A 19452-nucleotide genomic window follows, 5' to 3' on the forward strand; every position below is an offset into this window, starting at 1 on the left:
TCAGGGAGCGATCCAGGCCAGCGTTGCCATGCGGCCGGTGCGGCGGTCGCGACGGTGCGAATACAGGTCCGGATCGGCAATGGTGGAGATCGTGCCGCCAGACACCTGGGCCGGGTCCACGCCCACGGACTGCACGCGCTGGCGCGCCAGTGCGAACAGATCGACCTTCCAGTGCCCCGCGCGGGTGGCCACGAAGGCGGCGGCCGCCGCCGGTTCGTGGCCGACGAAGGCCTGATACACCTCTTCGCCGATCTCATAGTCGGCAGGCCCTGCCGCCGGGCCCAGCCAGACCCGCAACTGCGACGGCGCGGTGCGCATCGCGGCCACCGTGTGTTCCAGCATGCCATCGGCCAGGCCGCGCCAGCCCGCATGGGCGGCGCCCACTTCGCTGCCGTCGGCGGCGGCAAACACCACCGGAAGGCAGTCCGCGGTCAGAATGGCCAGCACCACCCCCGGCACCGACGTCACCGCGGCATCGGCCACCGGCTCGCTGGCCCCGGCCACTGGCGGGCCATCAAAGCGCAGCACGGTGGTGCCATGCACCTGGCGCAGCCAGTGCGGCGCGGAGGGCAGCGCCAGTCCCTGCTGCAGCAGTTGCCGGTTGTGTTCGACGTTGGCCGGCGCATCACCATCGGCTGCGTGCCGGTTGCCCAGGTTGAACTGGGCAAAGGGTGCCGGCGAAATGCCCGCGCCGTGCCGGCGTGTGGTCAGCGCCTGCACGCCCGGCGGCGCCGGCCAGTCAGCCTGCAGCAGCGGCAGCGCGGTCGCCATCACCAGCGATCCCGCTCGCGCTCGGCAAAGGCCTCGCTGTCTTCGCGCAGCACCTTCATCAGGTGCAGCATGTCGTCCGGTACCGGCGCCGAATTGCGCACCGGCTCGCCGGTGATGGGATGCACGAACTCCAGCGTCTCGGCGTGCAGGGCCTGGCGCTTGAAGCCACGCAGCGCGGCCACCAGTTCGTCGCTGGCGCCCTTGGGCAGCTTCAGCGCACCGCCATACAGCGGGTCGCCGATGATGGGGTGGCGCAGGTGCGCCATATGCACGCGGATCTGGTGGGTGCGGCCGGTTTCCAGCCGGCATTCCAGCGCGGTGTGCGCCCGGAAGCGCTCGCGCAGGCGGTAATGGGTGATCGCGTCCTTGCCGTCTTCGCGCACCGCCATCTTCAGGCGGTCGCGCGGATGACGGTCGATCGGCGCATCGGCGGTGCCGCCGGCCACCAGAGCGCCCATCACGATGGCCAGATACTGGCGGTGCACATCACGCGCGGCCAGCTGCTCGACCAGGGCCGTCAGCGCCTCCAGGGTGCGGGCGACCACCATCACGCCGCTGGTGTCCTTGTCGAGGCGATGCACGATGCCGGCGCGCGGCAGAACCGCCACCGACGGGTCGCGGTACAGCAGCGCATTGACCAGGGTGCCGCTGTGGTTGCCGGCACCCGGGTGGACCACCAGGCCGACCGGCTTGTTGATCACCAGCAGGTGCTCGTCCTCGAACAGCACGTCCAGCGGGATGTCCTCCGGCTGGGCATCGGTCTGGGTCTCCAGCACCACGTTCAGGGTCACCACCTCGCCACCGCGCAGCGGATCGCGCGGCCGCGCCTGGGCGCCATCGAGCAGGACGTCGCCGGCCTTGATCCATTCGGTCAGGCGTGAACGGGAGTACTCGGGGAACAGTTCGGCCACGACGGCGTCGAAACGCCGGCCGGCGGCGGTGTCGGGGACGATGGCCTGGCGGGCCGATTCGGAGGGTTGTTCAGACATGGCAGGGGGGTATCTTTGAAATTTTGGGGTCCCGGCGGTCGGTTTCAGTCGCAGGACAGGACACTAGGCTATCATCGACCCTTCGTATTCCAGACGCGTCCCGCCTTGACCCCATGATCCGACGCTCCGCCATGCTCTCCGCGCCCGTCCGCCTCACCGCCCTGCTGCTGGTGCTGGTCATCGCCGCCACCGGCTGCCATCGCGGCGCCAAGAAGGGTGATCGCCCCGACGAGGGGACGCCGGTCGAACAGCTGTACGAGAAGAGCCACACGCTGATGAAGGGGGGCAACTGGAGCGGCGCCGAAGCCAGCTTCCGTCGCCTGGTGGCCCAGTATCCCTACGGCCCGTACACCGAACAGGCGATGATCGAAACCGCCTACGCGCAGTACAAGGCCGGCAAGCACGACGATGCGGTGTCGAGCATCGACCGCTTCATCCGGACCTATCCGACCCATCGCAACATCGCCTACCTGTATTACCTGCGCGGCCTGGCCAACTCCAACCGCAATACGGTTTTCCTGCGTCGCGTATGGTCCCTGGACCCCAGCCGCCGCGATCTGTCCACGCCGCACCAGGCGTATTCGGACTTCAACATCGTCGTTGACCGCTACCCGAACAGCCGCTACGCCGCCGACGCCCGCCAGCGGATGATCGAGCTGCGTGACGTATTCGCCCAGCACGAGCTGGACAACGCGCTGTACTACATGCGCCGTGGCGCCTGGGTGTCGGCCGCTGGCCGGGCCAACTACCTGCTGGAAACCTATCCGCAGAGCGCCTTCCAGTACGACGCCGTGGCAGTCCTGGCCGACTCCTACACCCACCTGGGCAACAAGACCCTGGCCGACGATGCCCGGCGCGTGCTGGAGCTGAACCAGCCCGATCACCCGTGGCTGGCAGGCAACTGGCCGAAGTACCCCTGGATGATCCGCAAGCTCAACCCGTTCGCAGGCGAGAAGTCCGCCAGTACCGGCCAGCGCAACGCGCGGCTGGAAAAGAAGTAAGAAAAGGGCCCCGCAAGGGGCCCTTCCTTTTTGTGGGGCCCGCCATGGCCGGGCCCTGCGGAGGCGCGGGCCTCAGCCCTTGTAGCCGTTGCTGATCGGATAGCGGCGTTCGCGGCCGAAGGCGCGACGGGAGACCTTCGGCCCCGGTGCGGCCTGGTGCCGCTTCCACTCGCTGATGCGCACCAGCCGCAGCACGCGGTCGACCACGGCCGCATCGTAACCGGCTGCAACGATCTCGGCGCGCGACTGCTCCTGGTCGACGTAGCGGTACAAAATGCCGTCCAGCACGTCATAGGCCGGCAGCGAATCCTGGTCCAGCTGGTTCTCGCGCAGTTCGGCCGACGGCGGGCGGCTGATCACGGCCGGCGGAATCACCGGCGCGCCCCCCACGGTATTGCGCCACTTCGACAGACCGAATACTTCGGTCTTGTACAGATCCTTCAACGGCGCGTAGCCGCCACACATGTCACCGTAGATGGTGGCGTAGCCGACCGCATACTCGCTCTTGTTGCCGGTGGTCAGCAGCAGGCCACCGAACTTGTTGGCCAGCGCCATCAGGATCACGCCGCGGCTGCGCGACTGCAGGTTCTCCTCGGTCACATCCGGGGTTGTGCCCTCGAACAGCGGCGCCAGCGATTCCATCAGGCCCTTGAACGCCGGCTCGATCGACACCGCTTCCAGCTTCACTCCCAACGCCTGGCACTGCTCTGCAGCCAGATCGTTGGACAGGCCTGCGGTATAGCGTGACGGCAGGCGCACGGCAGTCACGTTCTCGGCCCCCATCGCATCCACCGCCAGGGCCAGCACCAGGGCCGAATCGATGCCGCCGGACAGGCCCAGCCACACCTTCGTGAAACCATTCTTGCGGCAGTAATCCTGGATGCCACGGGTCACCGCGCGCCAGGCCAGGGCGTCCATGCTCTCGTCGCCATCGTCCATCCAGACGTGTGGCATGAAGCGACGGCTGGCACCGTCGTACTCCACCACCAGCCACTGGTCGACAAACGCAGCGGCAGCCGGGTGCACCGTACCGTCGCCATCGGCCACCACCGAAGCGCCGTCGAATACCAGTGCGTCCTGGCCACCGACAACATTGAGATACGCGATCGCCGCACCGCTCTCGCGGGTGCGCGCGGCCAGCACGGCATCGCGCTGGGCGTGCTTGCCGCGCTCGTAGGGCGAGGCATTGGGCACCACCACCAGCTGCGCGCCAGCACGCACGGTATCGGCCAGCGGCTCAGCGAACCACAGGTCCTCGCAGATCAGCAGGCCCACCGGAATGCCGTCGACGTCGAACACGCAGCTGCCGCCATCAGGATCGACGTCGAAGTAGCGGCGCTCGTCGAACACCGCGTAGTTGGGCAGCTCGCGCTTGCGATAGGTCTGTTCGACCCGGCCATCGCGCAGCACGCTGGCGGCGTTGTACACCACCGCGCCCGCCGCCTGCGGCCAGCCGACCACGGCGGTGATACCGCGGCAGGCAGCCGCAATGCGCGCGATCGCCTGCTCGCATTCGTACAGGAACCCCGGACGCAGCAGCAGGTCTTCCGGCGGATAGCCGCTGACCGCCAGCTCGGGGAACATCACCAGCCCGGCGCCATACTCATCGCGCGCCTGGCCGATCATCTCGATGATGCGCTCGGTATTGCCGGCGACATCGCCGACCGGAAAATCGAACTGCGCCATCGCGATGCGGATCGAAGCCATGGAAGGTCCAGCCTGTGGTTGCAATGGCCCATTGTAACGCCGCACCGTGTGCCTGCCGGGCGGACCCTGCGGGTAGCGCCGGGCCATGCCCGGCGGATGACTGCGCGACGCCCAGACGCAGAAAAGCCGCCCGGAGGCGGCTTTTCCAAAGCAGGCCGAGCATGGGCTCGGCTCTACAGATCGTGCCGGCCGGAAGCCGGCAACAACCTTACTTCACCAGCTTGGCGATGGCAGCGCCCAGGTCGCCCGGCGAACGCACGGTGACGACGCCAGCCGCTTCCATGGCGGCGAACTTGCCTTCCGCCGTGCCCTTGCCGCCGGAGGCGATCGCACCGGCATGGCCCATGCGCTTGCCGGCCGGAGCCGAGGCACCGGCGATGAAACCGACGACCGGCTTCTTCACGTGGTTCTTGATGTATTCCGCACCGGCTTCCTCGGCGTCGCCACCGATCTCGCCGACCATGATGATGCCTTCGGTCTGCGGGTCTTCGTTGAACAGCTTCAGGCAGTCAACGAAGTTCAGGCCGTTGATCGGGTCGCCGCCGATGCCGATGCAGGTGGACTGGCCCAGGCCGACTTCGGTGGTCTGCTTGACCGCTTCATAGGTCAGCGTGCCCGAACGCGACACGATGCCGATCTTGCCGGGCTTGTGGATGTGACCCGGCATGATGCCGATCTTGCACTCACCCGGGGTGATGACACCCGGGCAGTTCGGGCCGATCAGCACGGTGTCCGGGTAGGAACGGGTCAGCACGTTCTTGACGCGCAGCATGTCCAGCACCGGGATGCCTTCGGTGATGCAGACGATGACCTTGATGCCGGCAGCTGCGGCTTCCAGGATCGCGTCGGCCGCGAACGGCGGCGGCACGTAGATGACCGAAGCATTGGCGCCGGTGCTCTGCACGGCGTCGGCAACGGTGTTGAAGACCGGCAGGTCGATGTGGGTGGTGCCACCCTTGCCCGGGGTCACGCCGCCAACAACCTGGGTGCCGTACTCGATCATCTGAGTCGCGTGGAAGGTGCCCTGCTGGCCGGTGAAGCCCTGCACGATCACCTTGGTGTTCTTGTTAATCAAAACAGACATGGGAATTTCCTTCGGTGTCGTGGATCAGGCGGCGTTCTTGACCGCTTCAACGACTTTCTTGGCGCCGTCGTTGATGTTGTCAGCCGGGATGATGGCCATGCCGCTGTCACGCAGCAGCTGCTTGCCTTCTTCCACGTTGGTGCCTTCCAGGCGCACCACGACCGGCACCTTGACGCCCACTTCCTTCACGGCGGCGATGATGCCCTCGGCGATCATGTCGCAGCGGACGATGCCGCCGAAGATGTTGACGAAGATGCCTTCCACCTTGTCCGAGGACAGGATCAGCTTGAACGCTTCGATGACGCGCTGCTTGTTGGCACCGCCGCCCACGTCCAGGAAGTTCGCCGGCTCGCCGCCGTTGAGCTTGATGACGTCCATGGTCGCCATGGCCAGGCCGGCGCCGTTCACCATGCAGCCGATGTTGCCGTCCATGGTGACGTAGTTGATGTCCAGCTCCGAAGCGGTCACTTCGGTTTCATCTTCCTGGGACTTGTCGCGCATCGCGACCAGTTCCGTGTGGCGGAAGTTGGCGTTGTCGTCGCTGTTGAACTTGCCGTCCAGCGCGTACAGGTTGCCGTCGTCCAGGATCGCCAGCGGGTTGATCTCAACCAGCGCCAAGTCCTTTTCGTTGAAGATGCGGTACAGGTTCACCATGATGTTGGCGAACTGGCCGGCCTGCTTGGCGGTCAGGCCCATCTTGAAGCCGATGTCACGGCCGTGGTAACCCTGCACGCCCTCGACGAAGTCCACATTCAGGGTGTGGATCTTGTCCGGGGTCTCGGCAGCCACCTGCTCGATTTCCATGCCGCCTTCCGAGGAGGCGATGTAGCTGATGGTGCGGGTGCCGCGATCCACCAGGACCGACAGGTACAGTTCCTTGACGATCTCACCGGCGGTGGTCACCAGCACCAGGTTGATCGGCAGCTCGACGCCGGCGGTCTGGTAGGTGGCCATCTTGGTGCCGAGCATCTTGGCCGCTGCGGCCTTCACGTCATCGACGGTCTTGCAGAACTTGACGCCGCCAGCCTTGCCGCGGCCGCCAGCGTGGATCTGCGCCTTGACCATCCAGGGGCCCTGGCCCAGCGACTGGGCGACTTCAACCGCCTCGTCCGGAGTAGCCGCGACCTTGCCGGCCGGGACCGGGATGCCGTATTCGGCAAGCAGTTGTTTTGCCTGGTATTCGTGGAAATTCATGCGTCACCGTGGGAATAGGAACGACCGCACGCAATTCCTCAGGGCCTCCGGGGGAGGCACCGGCACGGACCGCGGCGGGCCCACTATTGTGGCCGAGCCGGCGCCGGGGCGCAAAGAAGTCTGTACGCAGTACCGGATCCGGGCGGATTTCCGCTGTCATTCAGGCAGTTGCGGATCGCCGGCAGCCGCCCGGCCGCCCTCGCCACAGGCCGATTGCGCGACGCGGACCCGCGGCCGGGCATCGCCACGACCGTATACTGGGCATCTGCGTCCGCTCGGGCATGCCCGTCGCACAACCCAGATCCAGGCAGCCAGAAGGGGAGTTCCGGCGTGTCACCCAGTGCTTCATTGATCGACCGCATCGAATCGATTCCGCGGCGCGAGCTGTACTTCTTCGCCCTGTACCGGGTGCTGATCGCAGCCGTGATCGCCGCCCTGCTGTACAGCCCGTTGTCGATGATGGTCGGCGAGGCCCACCACCCGCGGCTGGCCTACACCGTCGGCGCGGCCTACCTGGCGTTGTCGCTGCTGGCCCTGGCGATCGGCCGCAACGAACGCTGGCTGCGGCCGATCGTGGTCACCGGCGTGCTGGTGGACATCATCGCCGCCATCCTGCTGGCCCACGCCCTGCCCGGCGCCAGTGCCGGCATCTCGATGTCGCTGCTGTTCAACATCGCCGCGGCCGCCACCCTGCTGCCGCTGAGCTGGGGTCTTGGGCTGGCCCTGGCGGCGAGCCTGGCAACGGTGGGCGAATACCTGTGGAAGCTGCTGGAGGGCGGCGACCCGACCCGCACCCTGGCCGAGCTGGCGATGTTCACGACCAGTTACCTGGCCCTGGCCTTCATCAGCTACCAGGTCGGCAGCCGCGCCCGCCGCAACCAGCAGCTGGCCAACCAGCGCGGTGACGAGGTGGCCAATCTGTTCCAGATCAACGAACTGATCATCCGCCGCATGCGCACCGGCGTGCTGGTGGTGGATGCCGACAGCCGCATCACTCTGGCCAACGAGGCTGCCTCGATGCTGCTCGGCGACAGCGACGGTGCGGGCGGAACCGGCCGCCTCGATCTGGCCAGCGTCGCACCCGAGCTGGCCCGTCGCCTGCAGCGCTGGCGCAACGGCTGGACCCAGGACGAACTGCCGCTGCAGCTCAATCCGGACCAACCCGAAGTGCAACCGCGCTTCGCGCGCCTGCTGGCCGGCAGCGAACTGGCCCTGGTCTTCCTGGATGATTCCAGCGTGGTGTCGCGGCGCGCCGAGTCGCTCACCCTGTCGGCGATGGGCCGCTTCTCGGCCAGCCTGGCCCATGAGATCCGCAATCCGCTGGCGGCGATCAACTATGCCGTGCAGCTGCTGGAAGAAGGTACCGGCTTCAACGAAAGCGACCGCCGCCTGCTGCAGATCATCCGCCAGCAGTGCCAGCGCACCAACGGCATCGTCGAGAGCGTGCTGGGCCTGGCCCGGCGCGAACGTGCCACGCCGGAGAACGTGGATCTGGTCGCCTTCGTGCGCCGCTTCGTGCTGGAGTACAAGCAGGGCCAGACGCTGGAAACCGACAGCATCGAACCGATCGTCAGCGACACCTCGGTGCCGGCGCAGGTCGACACCCGCCACCTCTACCAGGTGCTGACCGTGCTGGTGCACAACGCCCTGAAGTACGGCCGCATCGGCCAGCAGCCGGCCCGCGTGCGGCTGCGTGTAGCCCGGCACGAACGCAGCGCGGTAATCGACGTGATGGACCGTGGCCCCGGCATTCCCGAAAGCGTGGCGGCGCAGCTGTTCCGGCCGTTCTTCACCACCTCCGAGCACGGCACCGGCCTGGGCTTGTACATTGCCCGCGAATTGTGCAGGGCCAACCAGGCACGGCTGGATTACATCCCGGTGCCGGCCGGCGGCTCGTGTTTCCGCTTGGTCCTGCCAGGTCCGCACACCCTGCTGCCCGATGGATCCTGATTCTGTGCGTCAAACATTTGTCGCTTTCAGCCCCCTCGTTTATCTTTTCCGCCCATGAACGAAACCCGCAGCGCCCTCGTCGTCGACGACGAACGCGACATCCGCGAACTGCTGGTGCTGACGCTCGGCCGCATGGGGCTGCGCATCAGTACTGCAGCCAACCTCGCCGAAGCGCGCGAGCTGCTGGCCAGCAATCCTTATGACCTGTGCATCACCGACATGCGCCTGCCGGACGGCAACGGCATCGAGCTGGTCAGCGAGATCGCCCAGCACTACCCGCGCACACCGGTGGCGATGATCACCGCCTTCGGCAGCATGGATCTGGCAGTGGAAGCCCTGAAGGCGGGCGCCTTCGACTTCGTCAGCAAGCCGGTGGACATCGCCGTACTGCGCGGACTGGTCAAGCACGCGCTGGAATTGAACAACAGCGAGCGGCCCGTACCGGGCCCCGTCGCCGAACAGGGCGCCCGGCTGCTCGGCAATTCGCCGGCGATGGACGTGTTGCGTGCCACCATCGGCAAAGTGGCGCGCAGCCAGGCCCCGGTCTACATCCTCGGCGAATCCGGCGTCGGCAAGGAACTGGTCGCGCGGACCATCCACACCCAGGGGGCACGTGCTGCCGGGCCGTTCGTGCCGGTCAACTGCGGCGCGATTCCCGGCGAACTGATGGAGAGCGAGTTCTTCGGCCACCGCAAGGGCAGCTTCAGCGGCGCCCACGCCGACAAGCCCGGCCTGTTCCAGGCCGCCCATGGTGGCACCCTGTTCCTGGATGAGGTCGCCGAGCTGCCGCTGCAGATGCAGGTGAAGCTGTTGCGCGCGATCCAGGAGAAGTCGGTGCGCGCGGTGGGTGCGGCCAGCGAGGAACCGGTCGATGTGCGCATCCTGTCGGCCACCCACAAGGATCTGGCCGAGCTGGTCGAGGACGGCCGCTTCCGCCACGACCTGTACTACCGCATCAATGTGATCGAACTGAAGGTGCCGCCGCTGCGCGAACGCCGCCAGGATCTGCCGGAGCTGGCCGCTGCCGTGCTGGCACGGCTGGCCCGCAGCCACGGCCGCACCACGCCGCTGCTCGCGCCCTCGGCGCTGGAGGCACTGGCGCAGTACGCCTTCCCCGGCAACGTGCGCGAACTGGAGAACATCCTTGAGCGCGCGCTGGCCCTGGCCGAGGAAGACCGCATCGGTGTCGACGATCTGCGCCTGCCGCAGCACGCCCCCCGCATGCCCGGCAACGGCACGGCCGCCGAAGCCGTGGTCGATCTGCAGCCGGGCAGTGCCGCCCTGCCCTCGTACATCGAACAGCTCGAACGCAGCGCCATCCAGCGCGCGCTGGAAGAAAACCGCTGGAACAAGACCCGTACCGCCGCGCAGCTGGGCATCACCTTCCGCGCGCTGCGCTACAAGCTGAAGAAGCTGGGCATGGAGTAAGGGCCGCAAGACCCAGCGGTCGGATCCCTTTCCGCAGGAAAGGGCTCCGACCCCGCCAGCACAACCGCGTCAATCCTTGGTAACGCGATTGATCTCAGCCAGGCTGGTCACACCCGCCGCGACCTTCCTCAATGCCGACTGCCGCAGGTCATTGACCCCGATCGCCTGCGCGGCTTCGGCAATCTGCAGCGCATTGCCACCGGCCAGCACGATCGTGGCGATCTCGTCGGTCATCGGCATCACCTGGTAGATACCGGTGCGGCCCTTGTAACCCTCGGTGCATTCATCACAGCCCACCGCCTCATGCAGCTGGATGCCCTCATCCAGCTGGGCCTGGGTGAAGCCCTCGGCCAGCAATGCATGCTCCGGCAGCTGCGCCGGGCGCTTGCAGTTCGGGCACAGCCGTCGCGCCAGACGCTGGGCGATCACCAGGGTCACCGAGCTGGTGATGTTGTACGGCGCGATGCCCATGTTCATCAGGCGCGCGATGGTCTGCGGCGCGTCGTTGGTATGCAGGGTGGACAGCACCATGTGGCCGGTCTGCGCGGCCTTGATGGCGATCTCGGCGGTCTCCAGGTCGCGGATTTCGCCGACCATGATGATGTCCGGATCCTGGCGCAGGAACGAGCGCAACGCAGCGGCGAACGTCATGCCGCGCTTGTTGTTCTGCTGCACCTGGTTGACGCCGGGCAGCCGGATTTCCACCGGGTCTTCCGCCGTGGAGATGTTGCGCGTCTCGTCGTTGAGAATGCCCAGCGCGGTATACAGCGACACCGTCTTGCCCGAACCGGTCGGCCCGGTCACCAGCACCATGCCGTATGGCTTGTGGATCGCATCCAGGAACAGCTTCTGCTGGTCGGGCTCATAGCCGAGCTTGTCGATGCCCAGCTTGGCGGCACTGCCGTCGAGGATACGCAGCACGACCTTCTCGCCGAACAGCGTCGGCAACGTGCTCACACGGAAATCGATCTGCTTGGACTTGGACAGGTTGAGCTTGATGCGGCCATCCTGCGGCACGCGCTTCTCGGCGATGTCCAGCTGCGCCATCACCTTCAGGCGCGCAGCGATGCGCTGGTTCAACTTCACAGGCGCGCGCGCGACCATCTTCAACAGCCCATCGATGCGCAGGCGCACGCGGTAATCGTCTTCGTACGGCTCGAAATGGATGTCCGACGCGCCCTTGCGGATCGCATCAACCAGCACCTTGTTGACGAACTTCACCACCGGGGTGTCGTCGCCCTTGGCATCGATGCCGGAGTCGCCGCCCGCGCCATCCTCATCGCCCAGGCCCACGTCGAGGTTGGCCATCCCCTCATCGTCACCGCCCAGCGCGTCACCCAGCGTGTCGTGGCTGGCGTGCCACTGTTCCAGAGTGCGGCGGATCTGGTCCTCGTCGACCAGGATCGGCTCCACCACCAGGTTGGTGTGGAACTTGATCTCGTCCAGTGCGTGGGTCGGGTTGCTGGTGCCGACGAACAGCTTGCCGCCACGCTTGAACAGCGGCAGTACGTTGTGCTTACGCAGCAGTTCCTCGCTGACCAGGCTCATCGCGTTCTGACTGGCATCGAAGGTCGAGACGTCGAACAGCGGCATGCCGAACTCAACCGCATTGGCCGCGGCCAGCTGTGCTGCCCCCACCACCTTGTTCTGCGCGAACCACTGCGGCAGCGGCTGCCGCGCGGCGGCGGCCCGGGTCATGGCGTCGCGGGCGGTGGCCTCGTCCAGCGCACCATCCTGGACCAGGCGGCGCGCCAGCCCGGTGATGCCGACAAGGTTGGGGGATGAAACAACGCTCATGGGATTCCTCGTTACTCGTGCCCTGACGGCCGGAATTCAGTTTCAGAAACGGGTTGCCGGCCCATAGCGGCCAGGTAGCTCAGCAAACGCAGGGGTCCGTTTCCTCGCGCATCGGGCGCGAGCGCCTTCCAGTACTGGTCCGTCAGTTGCCGCGACGCCGTGGTATCCCCCAGCTGCCGCGCAGCGTGCTGCATTGCACCGAACAGATAATAGCCGGTGGCAGGGTCGGCCAGCAGCATCGGCGCATGCTCGCTGCCCAACAATCGCCGGCCTTCCGTGAGTACAGCGTGGTGGTCGTCGGTGGCCGCGGCGGCAACCAGGGCAAGGCTGGCGGACACGACGGGATCTGCCGGGGTGCAGTCCATCCAGTCGCGCTGCGCCCAGAGGGCCGCCCGCTGCGCTGCCGGCAGGAACGGGATCGTTTCTCCGGCCAGCACGAACAGCAGCCGGGTGGTTTCCATCGGAGATCCGTCCAGTTCGCAGCGCGCTGCCAGCCCACGCAGCGCCTGCGCACTCATCCAATCGGCATCCGCCGCATCCGTGGGCACCTCGCCCTGCAGGAAAGCTGCCACGGCCCGTGCGGTCGGACGTTTGTCATCCCGGCTGGACGCCGGTTGCGGCAGACCCGCCGCAGCACCCGTCACCTGCCCCGTTGGCGGCGCACTGACGATCCGCCAGGGGGCCGTCATCACCTGCTGGAAATCACGGGTGAACGCCCCCTGGAAACGTGCCACCGGGGCATTCAACTTCAAGGTCGGGAAGTAATCGGAATTGCGCGCGGCCGGATACAGAGGAACGAAGGCGCGCAGCGCTGCGTCATCCATGGACAGGGCGTTCTCCAGATCGGCCACCGAATGCACGCCGATCCGCGCCAGTTCCCCGCGCAGCTGCGGCTGTTGGAACAGGCTGCCCTTCATCGGCGGCAACGTGCCCTTCGGCGTCGCCACCAGGATCAGGTCGCCACGATTGGCCAGGTAAGCGCGCACATCGGAGAACTGTTCCAGCAGCCCCGCCAGTACCGAGCTGACCAGTTCGGGGGTAATCTCATACAGCTGCAGCCACTGCACGAACACGCCACCTTCGTTGAGCTGCTGTGGCACGAACGCATAGAACTCGTCGCTGAACAGCGCCGCCGTTCCACCCACCCAGGGATTGGACGGCTCGGAAATGATCAGATCGTACTTGCGCGGACTGGCGGCGAAATAGGACTTCGCATCGTCGATCACCACGTGCGAGCGCGGATCGTTGAAGGCGCGCTCGACACGCTCGCCGAACAGACGCGCGCCCTCCACCATGGCCGGCTCGATCTCCACCGTTTCCACGCGCCCGACGCGCTGGTCGCCCAACAGCGTGTGCGTGCTGAGCCCGGATCCGAAACCGATCACACCGACGCGCTGGTAATCATCGCGCAGCGCCAACGGCAGAGCCGCCAGCAGGATCATGGTCGATTCGTCGCTGGTGGGTGCCTGTGCCATCGACACGGCCATGCCTGCATCCACTTTGCCGTTGGTGGCGATGGCACGCATGCGGCCGATCGGCTGGGTGCTTTCATAGACCGCCACGGTGGCCGTCTGCCCATCGCGCGAGAACAGCATCGTGGCGGTATCCGCCAGACGGGCCGTGCCATGGCGGTACACCGACGAATTCAGCACCAGCGGATCGAAGCGGACCAGCACGACGGCCGCCACTACGCCAGCGACAGCCAGCGCGCCAGCCTGCCACAGTGGCGAGCGCAGACGGCCCGGGGCCGCAAGCCGAAGGCGCTGCAGCAGCACGAGGCCCAGCACGATGTCGACCACCGCAGCGACCAGCAGCGCGTACTTCAGCCCCAGCAGCGGCATCAGCAGATGGATGGCCGCCAGCACACCGACGATCGCGCCGAGCGTATTGAACGCATAGGCCTGGCCGATCGCGCGCTCGCCCTGCCCGGCGCGCAGCAGCGCCAGGGTCAGCAGCGGCAGCGTCATGCCGGCGAAGAACGCCGCCGGGAACATCACCAGGCCGGCAATGGCGGCACTGGCCAGGTTGTACAGCACGTAACCATCCGCACTGCGCACGATGACCCGCATCAGCCAGCCGACCCAATCGAAGGCCTGCGCATAGACGAACATCGAGGCCAGCGCCGCCAGCCCCATCCACACCTGCACCCAGCCTGCCACGCGCAGGGGCGACGGCATCCGGTCGGCGCGGCGGCGCAGCCACAGGCCGCCGAAGGCGATGCCGAGGATGAACGCCGCCAGCATCAGCTCGAACGAATGCAGCGTGGTGCCGAGTGCGAGCGACAGCATGCGCACCCAGGTGATTTCGTAGACGAAGGACGACGCGCCGGTCGCTGCCGCGACCAGCAGCACCAGCCGCACCGGCACTGCAGTCTCCGGTCGTACGCCGCCGGCAGCCGGCGCGGCGGAGGCCACTACCGCAGGCGCGCTGCCGTCGCGGGCCAGTGGATAGACCAGGATGGCCACCACGATGTTGAGCAGGCCGGCACTGAGGACGGTGCCCGGCAGCCCTACCGCCGGCAGCAGCGCGTAGGTCGCCACCAGGGCGCCGGCGGCCGCGCCCAGACTGTTGGAGAAATAGAGCCCGGCCAGCACCTCACCCTGCGACCCGGGCTGCAGGCGCATGTAACCCGCACTCATCAGCGGGAAGGTCGCGCCCAGCAGGATGCATTGCGGCAGCACCAGGGCCGTGGCCAGCGCCCAGCGCAGCGCCGTGGACGAGGTGCCCTCCATGCCCGGCATGAGGTGGGTGTACGCCCAGCCGGTCACGCCCTGGAACAGCCCGTCGAAACCGATGCCCAGCACCCCGATCACCAGCTCGATGACCGCGTAGGCCAGCAGCGGCCGGCGCAGCAGCGCACTGCGGCGGCTGACCAGCCACGCCCCCAGCGCCATGCCGCCCATGAACAGGATCAGCACCAGCGATTGCGCGTGCGAGGAATGCCCCAGGAACAGCCCCAGGTACTGCGTCCAGATGGACTGGTAGATCAGCCCGGCGAAGCCGGAGAGCACGAAGATCAGAAGCAGCCATGGGCCATGGCTGAATGAAGGACGGCGCATTGCGAACTCCCCAGTCGCACGGTCGATTTCAACAGAAGAACAAACTTCGCGGACTCAATGCAAGCGTGTGGCCAGGTAGGATCCGGTCAACCCGCAGCGCTGAAACGAAAACGGGGAGCCTGGGCTCCCCGTTTCCGTATGCGAGCAGCGAACGCCAATTACTCGGCGGCTGCGGCCTCACCCTGGCACGAACCCGGGCGGTACTTCGAAGCGATGGAACCTTCGCAGGTCCACTTCGGGATGACGCCATTCGCCACGTTGCTGTCGTCGGCCTTCAGCGTGATGGTATCGCCATTGATGTCGTCAGCAATGTTACGCGCGGTCGCGGTGATGGTCTTGGTGGTCGCATCCCATTCCAGCTTGTCCACATACTGGGTCTGCTGGAAATCCGGCTCCCAGGTGGCCGGCGGCAGGGCATTGTTGCTGGCCACGTATTCCGACACGTCGGTACGCAGCGAAGAAGCCGCAAGGATCACTTCCGAGACCTTGGCCTTCTTGGTGTAGTTCGAGTAAGCCGGCAGCGCGATGGCGGCCAGGATGGCGATGATCGCAACGACGATCATCAGTTCGATCAGGGTGAAGCCCTTCTGGTTCTTCATGGTGGTACGTCCCCAAGTAGTGGTGGTTGATTTTCCGGGTACGGCAACCGGCCGGCCAGATGACCGGATGAGCAGGCTGCCCGCCCCCGCGGGTGGATCAACGCAGGTTGCGTGCCAATCTCCCATGGCCACGCCTCCCCCGATTTCCCCGCGCCAATGATGGCAGCTATTTCGCGGATGGGAACCCCCCTGCTCCGAATCTGCGATGGACGCGGCAATGTGACGCAGCGCGTCACCTTCCGCCTCGACGCGTCGAAAACCCTGCACGCCGTCACGCCGGCAGGCTCCCCGGACGGGTCTGAACCAGCTACCATCGCCGCTCAGGATGCCCGCCTGGGGATGGCGGGCCTGGGGAGCCAACATGTCTGTGAGTCGCAGTGCGATCAAGAAGGAGCCCGTGGCCCGCGCCACGATGGAGCTGCAGCCGTTTGTCTGGGAGGGGACCGACAAGCGGGGCATAAAGATGAAGGGCGAGCAGCTGGCGAAGAACGCCAACCTGCTGCGCGCCGAACTGCGCAGGCAGGGCATCAGCCCGGGCCAGGTCAAGCCCAAGCCGAAGCCGCTGTTCGGTGCGGCCGGCAAGCCGGTCTCGCCGAAGGACATCGCGTTCTTCAGCCGGCAGATGGCCACGATGATGAAGTCCGGCGTGCCGATCGTGTCGGCGCTGGAGATCATCGGCAGCGGGCACAAGAACCCGCGCATGAAGAAGATGGTGGACACGATCCGCACCGACATCGAGGGCGGCTCGTCGCTGCACGAGGCCATCAGCAAGCATCCGGTGCAGTTCGATGAGCTCTACCGCAACCTGGTGCGGGCCGGCGAAAGCGCCGGTGTGCTGGAGACCGTGCTGGACACCATCGCCTCCTACAAGGAGAACCTCGAGGCACTGAAGGGCAAGATCAAGAAGGCGCTGTTCTACCCGGCCATGGTGCTGGTGGTGGCGTTCCTGGTCAGCACGATCCTGCTGGTCTGGGTGGTGCCGCAGTTCGAGGAAGTCTTCCAGAGCTTCGGTGCCGACCTGCCGGCATTTACCCAGATGGTGGTGAACCTGTCGCGGTTCATGGTGTCGTGGTGGTGGCTGATCGCCATCGTCGCCATCGGCGCGGTGGTGGCGATCGCCATGACCTACCGGCGATCGGAGAAGATGCAGCACACCGTCGACCGGCTGATCCTGAAGGTGCCGGTCATCGGCCAGATCATGCACAACAGTGCGATCGCCCGCTTCTCCCGCACCACGGCGGTGACCTTCAAGGCCGGCGTGCCGCTGGTGGAGGCCCTGGGCATCGTGGCCGGCGCCACCGGCAACAAGGTCTACGGCGAGGCGGTGCTGCGCATGCGCGACGACGTTTCGGTCGGCTATCCGGTCAACATGGCGATGAAGCAGCTGAACCTGTTCCCGCACATGGTGATCCAGATGACCGGCATCGGCGAGGAGGCCGGCGCCCTTGACACCATGCTGTTCAAGGTCGCCGAATACTACGAGCAGGAGGTCAACAACGCCGTGGATGCCTTGAGCAGCCTGCTGGAACCGATGATCATGGTGTTCATTGGTACCATTGTCGGCGGCCTGGTCATTGCGATGTACCTGCCGATCTTCAAACTGGGCGCCGTCGTCGGATAAAAATACATGGCTTTTCTCGACCAGCACCCCGGCCTCGGCTACCCCGCCGCGGCCGGACTGGGACTGCTGCTGGGCAGTTTCCTCAATGTTGTCATCCTGCGGCTGCCCAAGCGGCTGGAATGGCAGTGGAAGCGCGATGCGCGCGAAGTGCTGGAGGAACCGGACTTCTACGAGCCGCCGCCGCCGGGCATCGTGGTCGAGCCGTCGCACTGCCCGCACTGCAAGCACAAGCTGTCCTGGTACGAGAACATCCCGCTGTTCAGCTGGCTGATCCAGGGGGGCAAATGCCGCCACTGCAAGGCGCCGATCTCGCTGCAGTACCCGCTGGTGGAAGCGATGACCGCCCTGCTGGTGCTGGCCTGCGTGTGGCAGTTCGGCTTCGGCTGGCAGGGCTTCGGCGCCATCGTGCTGACCTGTTTCCTGATCGCGCTGTCCGGCATCGACCTGCGCACCCAGCTGCTGCCCGACCAGCTGACCCTGCCCCTGATGTGGCTGGGCCTGATCGGCAGCATCGACAATCTGTACATGCCCGCCAAGCCGGCCCTGGTCGGCGCGGCCGTGGGCTATCTGTCGCTGTGGACGGTCTGGTGGCTGTTCAAGCAGCTGACCGGCAAGGAGGGCATGGGCCATGGTGACTTCAAGCTGCTGGCGGCGCTCGGCGCCTGGTGCGGCCTGAAGGGCATCCTGCCGATCATCCTGCTGTCCTCGGTGATCGGCGCCATCGTCGGTTCGATCTGGCTCTACAGCCGGGGACGCGATCGCGCCACGCCGATTCCGTTCGGCCCGTACCTGGCCATCGCCGGCTGGTTGTTCTTCATGTGGGGCGAACCGCTGGTGGAGCGCTACCTGGCCCTGAGCGGCCTGCGCTGAGGGGGCCGCCGTGAGCCGCTACGTGGTCGGCCTGACCGGCGGCATCGCGGCCGGCAAGAGCGAAGTGACGCGGCGCTTCGAGGCGCTGGGCATCGTGGTGGCCGACGCCGATCTGGCCGCCCGCGCGGTGGTGGCCACCGGCAGCCCGGCACTGGCCCGCATTGCCGACCGGTTCGGCACGGACATGCTGCTGGCCGATGGCAGCCTGGACCGGGCGCGCCTGCGCACCCATGTCTTCGCTGACCCGGCCGAACGGGCGGCACTGGAAGCCATCACCCACCCCGCCATCCGCCTGTTGATGCAGCAGCAGTGCACGCAGGCGCCGAGCCCGTACGCCATTGCTGCGATTCCGCTGCTGACCGAGGTGGGCGGCCGCCAGGCCTATCCATGGCTGGACCGGATACTGCTGGTGGATGCACCCGAAGCCGTACAGCACGCCCGGCTGATGCAGCGCGATGGCATCGACGCCGCTCTGGCCGACCAGATGATCGCCGCCCAGGCCAGCCGCGCGCAGCGCCGGGCAGTGGCCGATGACGTGGTGGTCAACGATGGGCAGCCGGACGACCTGCAGGCGCAGGTGGAGGCGCTGCACCAGCGCTATCTGGCGCTGGCCGGGAGCTGACCTGCCGGACATGTCCACGGCTTCCTGGCTGCGCTGCGCGGTGAGCCGAGCGCGAGCCCGGCTCTGCCAGGATCATCAGCGTGACCTACTCCACCTGCTGGCGGGCGTGGCGGACCAGTTCACGGGCGCCCAGCAACAGGCCATCGACCACATCCGGACTGAGCTGCTGATGGACGCCCCCCTGCTCACGCGCGGCTGCGGCGGCGTGCAGCACCTGAACCAGCACATCCAAGCCCGCCAGCGTACGACCGAGTCCGGCCTGGGTTGCGACCTGTACCGGACTGAGACCCTCTGCGTCCAGCCGCCTGCCATCAGCGCCGTCGCGACCATCCATGCGGGCCAGCAAGGCGGGAAGCAGGTCCTGGGGGTCATCCAGCAGGGCTTCGAGCCGCTCGGCAGCATCGGCAGGAAGCCGGTCGGCAGATTCGCCGATCAAGGCGCAGAGATGGGGAAACAACGGACGTGCGGACATGGTGAGGCTCCTCGCAGACGGCAGGCCACCTGCAGATGCAAGGTGGCGGACGGTGCGGGTTGGCGTACCGGAGACCAACATTCAGCAAAGAAGCTCCAGCGGATTCTGATGAATCCCCACGCACCGCCCGCCGTTGACTAGGCATGCGGTGCATTTTCCACGATGGACCTTCGCCCACCGATGGATTGCTGAATGTCGGTCTTTTTCAGGACGCCAATCCCGGCCGGGGCACCCGCCCCGGCCCCGCCATCACGCCATCCAGCGAAGCGCTTTTCTGTAAGGGAATTG

15 protein-coding genes are annotated in these 19452 nt (G+C 66.7%); 6 read left to right on the plus strand and 9 right to left on the minus strand.

The annotated features are described in order from the left end of the window. On the minus strand, positions 1-771 hold the full coding sequence (pgeF, locus tag IMX13_RS13040; protein WP_193396495.1) for a peptidoglycan editing factor PgeF: 771 nt from the start codon (positions 769-771) through the stop codon (positions 1-3). Continuing rightward, a complete protein-coding gene (gene rluD, locus IMX13_RS13045; RefSeq protein ID WP_193396496.1) occupies positions 771-1760 on the minus strand; it encodes a 23S rRNA pseudouridine(1911/1915/1917) synthase RluD in 990 nt (329 codons plus the stop codon). Before rluD ends, pgeF begins: the two co-directional genes overlap by 1 nt. A 113-nt stretch (positions 1761-1873) precedes the next feature. On the opposite strand from rluD, the gene IMX13_RS13050 reads away from it, so the two are divergent. Next, positions 1874-2761, plus strand: a complete 888-nt coding sequence (locus tag IMX13_RS13050; RefSeq protein WP_053517021.1) for an outer membrane protein assembly factor BamD — start codon at positions 1874-1876, stop codon at positions 2759-2761. 72 nt (positions 2762-2833) lie between these two features. Here IMX13_RS13050 and IMX13_RS13055 read toward each other — a convergent pair whose 3' ends face one another. The 3 genes from IMX13_RS13055 to sucC all read right to left on the minus strand — a co-directional run bounded on the left by IMX13_RS13055 (position 2834) and on the right by sucC (position 6746). Then, a complete protein-coding gene (locus IMX13_RS13055) occupies positions 2834-4468 on the minus strand; it encodes an NAD+ synthase (protein ID WP_065181642.1) in 1635 nt (544 codons plus the stop codon). A gap of 208 nt (positions 4469-4676) precedes the next feature. Continuing rightward, positions 4677-5552, minus strand: a complete 876-nt coding sequence (sucD, locus tag IMX13_RS13060; RefSeq protein WP_005418610.1) for a succinate--CoA ligase subunit alpha — start codon at positions 5550-5552, stop codon at positions 4677-4679. Between the two features lie 24 nt (positions 5553-5576). Next, positions 5577-6746, minus strand: a complete 1170-nt coding sequence (gene sucC, locus IMX13_RS13065) for an ADP-forming succinate--CoA ligase subunit beta (RefSeq protein WP_193396497.1) — start codon at positions 6744-6746, stop codon at positions 5577-5579. Positions 6747-7076: 330 nt separating this feature from the next. On the opposite strand from sucC, the gene IMX13_RS13070 reads away from it, so the two are divergent. Together IMX13_RS13070 and IMX13_RS13075 are read left to right on the plus strand one after the other, a co-directional pair. Next, positions 7077-8696, plus strand: coding sequence for an ATP-binding protein (locus IMX13_RS13070; protein WP_053517024.1), 1620 nt, complete (start codon positions 7077-7079; stop codon positions 8694-8696). Positions 8697-8750: 54 nt separating this feature from the next. Further along, positions 8751-10124 carry a sigma-54 dependent transcriptional regulator gene (locus IMX13_RS13075; RefSeq protein ID WP_053517026.1) on the plus strand — a complete coding sequence of 458 codons (1374 nt, stop codon included), beginning with the start codon at positions 8751-8753 and terminating at the stop codon, positions 10122-10124. Between the two features lie 69 nt (positions 10125-10193). On the opposite strand, the gene pilB is transcribed toward IMX13_RS13075, so the two are convergent. The 3 genes from pilB to IMX13_RS13090 form a co-directional block, all read right to left on the minus strand. After that, positions 10194-11921 carry a type IV-A pilus assembly ATPase PilB gene (pilB, locus tag IMX13_RS13080; protein WP_053517028.1) on the minus strand — a complete coding sequence of 576 codons (1728 nt, stop codon included), beginning with the start codon at positions 11919-11921 and terminating at the stop codon, positions 10194-10196. Between the two features lie 11 nt (positions 11922-11932). Continuing rightward, positions 11933-14980 (minus strand): fused MFS/spermidine synthase, encoded by a 3048-nt coding sequence (locus IMX13_RS13085; protein ID WP_193396498.1) that lies wholly within the window; start codon positions 14978-14980, stop codon positions 11933-11935. Between the two features lie 158 nt (positions 14981-15138). Further along, complete coding sequence (locus IMX13_RS13090; protein ID WP_111186751.1) at positions 15139-15579, minus strand: pilin; 441 nt, start codon at positions 15577-15579, stop codon at positions 15139-15141. Positions 15580-15940: 361 nt separating this feature from the next. On the opposite strand from IMX13_RS13090, the gene IMX13_RS13095 reads away from it, so the two are divergent. Genes IMX13_RS13095 through coaE form a run of 3 tightly spaced genes read left to right on the plus strand, consistent with a single transcriptional unit; the run spans position 15941 to position 18692 of the window. Beyond that, a complete protein-coding gene (locus IMX13_RS13095) occupies positions 15941-17200 on the plus strand; it encodes a type II secretion system F family protein (protein ID WP_053517034.1) in 1260 nt (419 codons plus the stop codon). 6 nt (positions 17201-17206) lie between these two features. Beyond that, positions 17207-18070, plus strand: coding sequence for an A24 family peptidase (locus tag IMX13_RS13100; protein ID WP_053517036.1), 864 nt, complete (start codon positions 17207-17209; stop codon positions 18068-18070). A 10-nt stretch (positions 18071-18080) separates the two neighbouring features. Then, positions 18081-18692 (plus strand): dephospho-CoA kinase, encoded by a 612-nt coding sequence (gene coaE / locus IMX13_RS13105; protein ID WP_193396499.1) that lies wholly within the window; start codon positions 18081-18083, stop codon positions 18690-18692. Positions 18693-18777: 85 nt separating this feature from the next. Here coaE and IMX13_RS13110 read toward each other — a convergent pair whose 3' ends face one another. Next, positions 18778-19164 (minus strand): hypothetical protein, encoded by a 387-nt coding sequence (locus IMX13_RS13110; protein ID WP_193396500.1) that lies wholly within the window; start codon positions 19162-19164, stop codon positions 18778-18780. Positions 19165-19452: the final 288 nt, after the last annotated feature.

Origin of the sequence: Stenotrophomonas sp. B2 (assembly GCF_014947095.1) — a bacterium.
Taxonomy (GTDB): Bacteria; Pseudomonadota; Gammaproteobacteria; order Xanthomonadales; family Xanthomonadaceae; genus Stenotrophomonas; species Stenotrophomonas maltophilia_P.

Bases quoted from the DNA above. Each gene is read 5' to 3' on its own strand.
- pgeF (WP_193396495.1), bottom strand. From the start codon at position 771: ATGGCGACCGCGCTGCCGCTGCTGCAGGCTGACTGGCCGGCGCCGCCG.
- rluD (WP_193396496.1), bottom strand. From the start codon at position 1,760: ATGTCTGAACAACCCTCCGAATCGGCCCGCCAGGCCATCGTCCCCGAC.
- IMX13_RS13050 (WP_053517021.1), top strand. From the start codon at position 1,874: ATGATCCGACGCTCCGCCATGCTCTCCGCGCCCGTCCGCCTCACCGCC.
- IMX13_RS13055 (WP_065181642.1), bottom strand. From the start codon at position 4,468: ATGGCTTCGATCCGCATCGCGATGGCGCAGTTCGATTTTCCGGTCGGC.
- sucD (WP_005418610.1), bottom strand. From the start codon at position 5,552: ATGTCTGTTTTGATTAACAAGAACACCAAGGTGATCGTGCAGGGCTTC.
- sucC (WP_193396497.1), bottom strand. From the start codon at position 6,746: ATGAATTTCCACGAATACCAGGCAAAACAACTGCTTGCCGAATACGGC.
- IMX13_RS13075 (WP_053517026.1), top strand. From the start codon at position 8,751: ATGAACGAAACCCGCAGCGCCCTCGTCGTCGACGACGAACGCGACATC.
- pilB (WP_053517028.1), bottom strand. From the start codon at position 11,921: ATGAGCGTTGTTTCATCCCCCAACCTTGTCGGCATCACCGGGCTGGCG.
- IMX13_RS13085 (WP_193396498.1), bottom strand. From the start codon at position 14,980: ATGCGCCGTCCTTCATTCAGCCATGGCCCATGGCTGCTTCTGATCTTC.
- IMX13_RS13090 (WP_111186751.1), bottom strand. From the start codon at position 15,579: ATGAAGAACCAGAAGGGCTTCACCCTGATCGAACTGATGATCGTCGTT.
- IMX13_RS13095 (WP_053517034.1), top strand. From the start codon at position 15,941: ATGTCTGTGAGTCGCAGTGCGATCAAGAAGGAGCCCGTGGCCCGCGCC.
- IMX13_RS13100 (WP_053517036.1), top strand. From the start codon at position 17,207: ATGGCTTTTCTCGACCAGCACCCCGGCCTCGGCTACCCCGCCGCGGCC.
- IMX13_RS13110 (WP_193396500.1), bottom strand. From the start codon at position 19,164: ATGTCCGCACGTCCGTTGTTTCCCCATCTCTGCGCCTTGATCGGCGAA.